Raw genomic sequence first — 6732 nt, forward strand, 5'->3', positions numbered from 1 at the left:
GTTGCAATGCAGCATTCTTCCTGCCGTGGAGCCCGAATCTTAAAGGTTCTTGATTTATTGGAACGTTCCATTTAGTAGCGTTGCGAAGGGAGAGATGGATGGACATTTCCTTGCCTGGTGAAGGTGGCGGCAGCACCCGCTACACGCTGATCGGCGAACCCGTGCAGCCGATGGTGGGGGCGCGATTTTCCCGTATTGCCTATGCCGCCGCGCACGTCGTTGCCGATCCGCTCGCCATGACCGATCCGTGGTCCAGGCCGGTGGTCGACTGGGACAGGACGATGGCGTTCCGTCACCATCTGTGGCGGCTAGGCTTCCGCATCGCCGAAGCGATGGACACGTCGCAGCGCGGCATGGGCTTCGACTGGGCAAACGCACAGGAATTGATCCGCCGTTCGATCGCCGAGGCACGCACCGTCGATGGCGCCGATCTCGCCTCGGGTGCCGGCACCGACCATCTGGCGCCCGCCGCCGCCAGGACGCTGGACGATGTGATCGCCGCTTATGAGCAGCAATTCGCTTTCATCGAAGGCTTGGGCGGCAAGGCGATCATGATGGCCAGCCGGGCACTGGCGGCAGTGGCCAAGGGGCCGGACGACTATGTCGGCGTCTACGACCGCATCCTGTCCCAAGCATCCGGCAAGGTCATCCTGCACTGGCTGGGCGACATGTTCGATCCGGCGCTCAGGGGCTATTGGGGCAGCGAGAATTTCGAGACTGCTCTCGATACAGTTGTTGCCATCATCGAACGCCACGTTGGCAAGGTGGAGGGGATAAAAATCTCACTGCTCGATGCCGGCAAGGAGGTCGCGCTGAGGAACCGTCTGCCGGACGGCGTCGTCATGTTCACTGGCGACGATTTCAACTATCCCGAACTGATCGCCGGCGACGAGAAAAGACACTCGCACGCACTGCTCGGTATTTTCGATGCGATTGCGCCGGTCGCCAATGCAGCGCTGGCGAAACTGGCGGAGGGTGACCGCGCCGGCTATGACACATTGATGGCGCCGACCGTGCCGCTATCGCGAAAAATCTTCGAGGCGCCGACCGAGTACTACAAGGCCGGCATCGTCTTCATGGCCTGGCTGAATGGCCATCAGGACCATTTTGCGATGATTGGCGGTATGCAGTCGGCGCGCGGCATCCGTCACTATGCCGACGTGTTCCGCCTTGCCGACCAGGCAGGATTGCTCGCTGATCCCGATCTGGCGGTAGCCAGAATGAAGAGCCTTTGCACCGTCGCGGGCATCTGAAGCGCGGAAAGGCTGACCGGTCGAAGAGGACGCGTCGCCACGCGATTGCTGCGCCTGCCCAGGTGTTTCCGCTGTCGAACGACCGCGAGGGTGGTTTTCGCGTCACCAATTTTCTTGTGAACCAATTTCTCTCGAGGCGCGACCAAGCGATGTGTCCAAACATGGTCCATCAAGGAGAACGTCTGATGTTTACTGTTTCAAGAAACGTCCTTTTGGCCGCCATCGCCGTTTCGGTGCTGGCCGGCTGCAAGACAACCGCTCCCAGGGAATGCGACAAGCTGAAGCCTGGCGTCACCTACAACGGCAAATGCTGCGGTCTCGGAGAGCCTTGTCGCGAAGGCAAGGGCGGCGGCGACAGGCCGGGAAATACGCCTGATCCAGCGCCGCAATGATCTGATCGAGTGCGGCCCGTTCCGGTCAAACGCCGGGACGGGCGCGTTGCGCTCGAAAAACTCGCCAGTGTCCAGCTTCCCTTGGGCGAACGAAAATTGTCCAGCTCGGGTGAGCGGGCCAGGATGCCGATTCAAGTCTGATCGTCTGGTTGGATGGTGGGCGTGACAGGGATTGAACCTGTGACCCCTGCAATGTCAATGCAGTGCTCTCCCGCTGAGCTACACGCCCATCCGAAGCCGCGCATACACCATTTTTGATCCAGCGCGTCAATAGCAGGAAAAAGGAAAGAAGGCGTCGTCTCGCCGCAGTGGCGAAGAGGTGCGGCGCCTCGCTTAAAAAACGGCTCAGGCCGCCTGCAGCATCTTCTCGACCTCGTTGACGAGGTCACGCAGATGGAACGGTTTCGACAGCACCTTGGCGTCTTTCGGCGCCTTGGAATCCGGGTTCAGCGCAACGGCGGCGAAACCGGTGATGAACATGACTTTCAAATCAGGATCGATCTCTGTGGCGCGGCGCGCCAGTTCGATGCCGTCCATCTCCGGCATGACGATGTCGGTCAACAGCAGCGAGAACGGTTCCTCGCGCAGCCGCTCATAGGCGCTGGCGCCATTGTCGAAATCGCTGACCTGGTAACCGGCGCGCTCCAGCGCCTTGACGAGGAACCGACGCATATCGTCGTCGTCTTCCGCCAGAAGAATGCGTGCCATGATATCCCGTCCGAATCACCCGCCCGAGATTGCCGTTGGGCAAGCCCGTTAACCATCCTGTATATGAGGAGGTGAGGGTAAACATCAAGTGAACGCTGACGGGGATGATCCATATTTGCCGGGCGTGTGCTGCGGCCGAAATGCTGGACACGAGGCTTGCAAGGTGGCACTTTCACATCATGATGCACTGGTGTTTTCGGGTTCGTTCAAATTGAAGACGGCAGCCGAGGATTTTTCGGTCTTTCCACCCTTCGAAATCCGGTCGGGCGTCGAGCAGCGCGTCCCCTTCCTCTTCAACTCACCGCATAGCGGCCGCTACTATCCGGAGCGCTTCCTTGCCATGGCAAGGCTGGACCGCAACGCCATCCGCCGGTCGGAAGACTGTTACGTCGATGAGCTGTTCGGCGGCGCCGTGGCGCTAGGCGCGCCGTTGCTGGCAGCGAATTTTCCGCGCGCCTATCTCGACGTCAATCGCGAGCCGTGGGAACTCGATCCGCGCATGTTCGCCGAGCCAGTGCCGTCTTTCTGCAACATCCGCTCGGCGCGGGTGGCCGGCGGGCTTGGCACGGTGCCGAAGCTGGTGGGCGAGGGGCTCGACATCTATTCCGGCCGCCTGCCGCTGGCCGAAGCGATCGCCCGCATCGAGGCCGTCTACAAGCCCTATCACGAGACGCTGAAGCGGCTGTTGACCAGAACCCATGCGCGGTTCGGCTTTGCCGTGCTGATCGACTGTCATTCGATGCCGGCGAGCATCCGTGTCGGCGACAGCGGTCTGCGGCCCGACTTCATCATCGGCGACCGCTTCGGCATCTCGGCAACCGCCGCCCTGACCGAGACCGCGATCGGCCTGCTCAGCGCCATGGGCTATTCGGTTGCCCACAACAAGCCCTATGCCGGCGGCTTCATCACCGAGCATTACGGCCGCCCGGCGCGCCATCTGCATGCGCTGCAGATCGAGGTCAATCGCGGGCTCTATATGAACGAGCGGACATTCGAGAAGGCCGCCGGCTTCGATGCGCTGGCCGATGATCTGACGCGGTTCTCAGCCGACCTGATGTCGATGCCCGACCATCATTTCATCGACCTGCCGCTAGCCGCCGAGTGAGCGACCGGCCGTTGGCCGCAGAGTGAAATCGCGGCGTAAAAAAAGACCGCATCGTTTGCACGATACGGTCGAAGTCTAGGGAGGAAACGCCCAAGGAGGGCATGGACAGGAAACCCTGTCCGAGATCAAGGGTATTGTGCGCTGCACAAATGTCAAGCGACCTTGAGGCTTTTTTAATTCACTCTGATGTGGAAATTGCGTTTCGACGACGCTCGTGTGACATCCGGGCAACAGATGCCGTCACGGAAAAGTCGTCGAACACTCTTGTTTTGGTACGAAATTGGCGGCAGAGCACGGCTCGGACATGCTGCAGTGCGGGAGAATCAGTTGGACATCAGTGTCGGTTTCATGCGCCGCATCGCGCAGGTGGCAGCGGCGGAGACCTTGCCGCGCTTTCGCAGCCAAGGTGCGGTCGCCAACAAGGAACAGGGCAGTTTCGATCCGGTCACCGAGGCCGATCGCGAGGCCGAGCGCGCCATCCGGGCGCTGATCTCTGCTGAGTATCCCGACCATGGCATTCTTGGTGAAGAGCATGGCAGCGAGAACATTTCGAGCCGGCATGTCTGGGTGATCGACCCGATCGACGGCACGCGCGCGTTCATTTCCGGCCTGCCGGTGTGGGGCACACTGGTCGGGCTGACGATCGACGGCGACGCCGTTGCCGGCATGATGGCGCAACCCTTCACCGGCGAGCTGTTCTACGCCAACGGCTCGGGCTCCCATTATGAGGGGCCAGGCGGGCCGCGAAAACTGACGACCCGCAAGACGACGAAGTTGGACCAGGCGACGCTGTTCACCACCACGCCGGCCCTGTTCAAGGGCGAGGCGCGCAACCGTTACGATGCATTCGAAAGACAGATCCAGCTCGCCCGCTACGGCGCCGATTGCTATGCCTTCGCCATGATCGCCTCGGGAAGCGTCGACATCGTCGCCGATCCCGGATTGAAGCCCTACGACATCGTGGCGCTGATCCCGATCATCGAAAAGGCAGGCGGCGTCGTCACCACATTCGATGGCGGGCCGGCGGAACAGGGCGGCGATGTGCTCGCGGCGGCGACGCCGGAGCTTCATGCCGCCGCCATGGCCGCCTTGCGCGGCTAAACGAGCGTCCGCTGCCATTCAGGTGATGCCGACCGCTTGAAGCAGTCGTTTTACTGCCGGCGGCACCCCTTGGGGAGCGGGCCAGCGACCGGCGCCTGTCAGGCTGTGGGGTCGTCGCTCCCGGGAATGAAGGCGTCGAAAGCGGCGAGCAATTGCTCGCGGTAGATGTCGGCTTCCTGCAGGATTTCGTGACGGGAGCCATCGATCATCAGCAGCGAACCGAGCCGCAGACGCCTGGCGTAGGTTTCCACGGCCCTGGTCGAGACGACCTGGTCGGCGCCGGCGGCGATTATCAGCAGGGGGACCTGAATTCCTGCCATGAAGTCGGGGTCGCTGACAGCTTCGGAGGCTTTCGCGGCTGCCCGCAGCCAGCGGATCGTCGGACCCCCAAGCGCCAGTTGCGGATGTTCTTCATAGAGCCGCGTGTTGCGTCGATAGCGTACCGGGTCAGACGTCAGCTTGTTGGTCTCGAAAGGGGCCGTCACCTTCGGCCGCGGACCCCAGGCGGCATAGAGCCGGCCGAGGCCGAGAGCGCAGAACAGAGAACAGACGCGGCGAACCGTCGAGATCGAGACCGGCAGGTCGGGCAGCGTCAGGAAGGGCGCGATCAGCACCATGCGCCGGATGCGGTTCACCATCGACGGGGCGGCAAGCAGGGTGATCAAGGCACCTGCCGAATGGGCGAGGATGTAGTACGGTCCGCGGCAATCGGGCAGCACGATCTCCTCGAAGAATTGTTCGAGGTCGGCGGTGTAGTCGCGGAAGCTGCTGACGTAGCCGCGCTGGTGATCGCGGATCAGCCGGTCGGAATCGCCCTGGCCGCGCCAATCGAGGGTGGCGACGCCAAAGCCGCGATCGGCAAGGTTGCGGATGGTTTCGAAATATTTCTCGATGCACTCGTTGCGGCCGGTGAGCAGGACCACGGTGCCCTTCATCGGGCGAGCGACTGCGCCGAACAGGCCGTAGCGGATATTCTTGCGGTCACGCGTGGTGAAGAAGCCGCCGGTGGCGTTTTCCGGCCGCGGATTGCCCTCGATTTCGTGAAAAAGGGAGTTTTCGGTGAAAAGATCCGTCATTCGGCGCTTCGTGCTCGGCGTCTCGCATGCCCGCCTGCGCTGGCCGGCTCCGCTAAGGTGATAGACGCCCATGCGCCAAAAGCCAAGGAATTCCCGGTGAAGGGGAGGCTGCACCAGGGAAGGCCGGAAGCCGCTCGAAAGCGTGCTTCCGGCCTCTGTCGATCCGGGAGGAAGGGACGTTACACCCGGTCGGCCTCGTTGCGGTGCCTGTTGTGCAATCGGCGCCGCCAGTCCTTGATCCTGAAATGCACCCTAGCGCCGGCTGCCTGAACGCGCGCCGAAGTGCCGGTTCATCTGCCGTTCATCAAGGGACCGGCCGCCGTGGCTTTTGCCGCCAGGTGAAATCTTGAAATGCTTTCCAGCGCTCCCCAAATGTCTCGTGCGGTCGCCAATGTCGGGGCCGCTGGCCCATCCGAAACGCCGCTCAAGGGTTTCGCACCGGCCATACGCAAACCATGTTGCTCAACAGGAGAACACCTCATGCGTCACGTTGATTTTTCCCCGCTTTATCGCTCTACCGTCGGCTTCGATCGTCTGTTCACGATGCTCGATTCGCTTGCGCAGCCGGATGGCGCGCAGACCTATCCGCCCTACAACATCGAGCGCACCGGTGAGGATTCCTACCGCATCTCGATGGCCGTTGCCGGTTTCTCGGACGAGGAAATCTCGATCGAAGCCCATCGCAACGTGCTGACCGTGAAGGGTGAGCGCAAGGACGAGGGTACCGGCGAAGGCTCTGAGCTGCTCTATCGCGGCATTGCCTCGAGGGCTTTCGAACGCCGCTTCCAGCTTGCCGACCACGTCGAGGTTGTCGGTGCTTCGCTGAAGAACGGCCTTCTGTTCGTCGACCTCAAGCGCAACATCCCCGAGGAGCTGAAGCCGCGCAAGATCGCCATTACGGCGTCTTCGGCCAAGGCCAAGCAGATCGAGGCCAAGACCGCTGCCTAAATACAAGTCTCCTCCCGAGACGGAAGCGGGGGCGGCAAGGGGCGCGGGTTTTTTTTTGTGGGTGTTGGGTTTATATGGGTGGTTGATTATAAAAAAAACCAGGACCCCCCGACAATATAGTGTTGATAATTAGGGTGCGGCTAGTTTTT

General features: G+C 61.6%; 7 protein-coding genes and 1 tRNA gene. 5 read left to right on the plus strand and 3 right to left on the minus strand.

All coding sequences use genetic code 11. The features are described from left to right. The first annotated feature begins 98 nt into the window (after nucleotides 1-98). Nucleotides 99-1253, plus strand: coding sequence for a dihydrodipicolinate synthase family protein (locus NKK51_RS18805; RefSeq protein WP_352554240.1), 1155 nt, complete (start codon nucleotides 99-101; stop codon nucleotides 1251-1253). A 185-nt stretch (nucleotides 1254-1438) separates the two neighbouring features. Beyond that, entirely contained in the window at nucleotides 1439-1645 is a 207-nt protein-coding gene (locus tag NKK51_RS18810; RefSeq protein ID WP_023810079.1) for a hypothetical protein, read from the plus strand. 154 nt (nucleotides 1646-1799) lie between these two features. On the opposite strand, the gene NKK51_RS18815 is transcribed toward NKK51_RS18810, so the two are convergent. Together NKK51_RS18815 and cpdR are read right to left on the minus strand one after the other, a co-directional pair. Then, a tRNA-Val gene (locus NKK51_RS18815) sits at nucleotides 1800-1874 on the minus strand. Between the two features lie 116 nt (nucleotides 1875-1990). Then, nucleotides 1991-2353 (minus strand): cell cycle two-component system response regulator CpdR, encoded by a 363-nt coding sequence (cpdR, locus tag NKK51_RS18820; protein ID WP_006199474.1) that lies wholly within the window; start codon nucleotides 2351-2353, stop codon nucleotides 1991-1993. A 163-nt stretch (nucleotides 2354-2516) separates the two neighbouring features. Between cpdR and NKK51_RS18825 the strand changes: the two genes are divergently transcribed. Both NKK51_RS18825 and hisN read left to right on the plus strand, forming a co-directional pair. Further along, complete coding sequence (locus NKK51_RS18825; RefSeq protein ID WP_128303129.1) at nucleotides 2517-3458, plus strand: N-formylglutamate amidohydrolase; 942 nt, start codon at nucleotides 2517-2519, stop codon at nucleotides 3456-3458. A gap of 327 nt (nucleotides 3459-3785) precedes the next feature. Beyond that, the gene (gene hisN, locus NKK51_RS18830) at nucleotides 3786-4559 is read left to right on the plus strand and encodes a histidinol-phosphatase (protein ID WP_023810077.1); all 774 of its coding nucleotides are present in this window, start codon (nucleotides 3786-3788) and stop codon (nucleotides 4557-4559) included. A 98-nt stretch (nucleotides 4560-4657) separates the two neighbouring features. On the opposite strand, the gene NKK51_RS18835 is transcribed toward hisN, so the two are convergent. Next, on the minus strand, nucleotides 4658-5635 hold the full coding sequence (locus NKK51_RS18835; protein ID WP_352440930.1) for an alpha/beta fold hydrolase: 978 nt from the start codon (nucleotides 5633-5635) through the stop codon (nucleotides 4658-4660). A gap of 480 nt (nucleotides 5636-6115) precedes the next feature. On the opposite strand from NKK51_RS18835, the gene NKK51_RS18840 reads away from it, so the two are divergent. Continuing rightward, nucleotides 6116-6583: an Hsp20 family protein gene (locus NKK51_RS18840; protein WP_013529716.1), complete on the plus strand. Its 468-nt coding sequence runs from the start codon at nucleotides 6116-6118 to the stop codon at nucleotides 6581-6583. The last annotated feature ends 149 nt before the right edge of the window (nucleotides 6584-6732 follow it).

Source organism: Mesorhizobium sp. M0011, assembly GCF_040324155.1.
Lineage (GTDB): Bacteria > Pseudomonadota > Alphaproteobacteria > Rhizobiales > Rhizobiaceae > Mesorhizobium.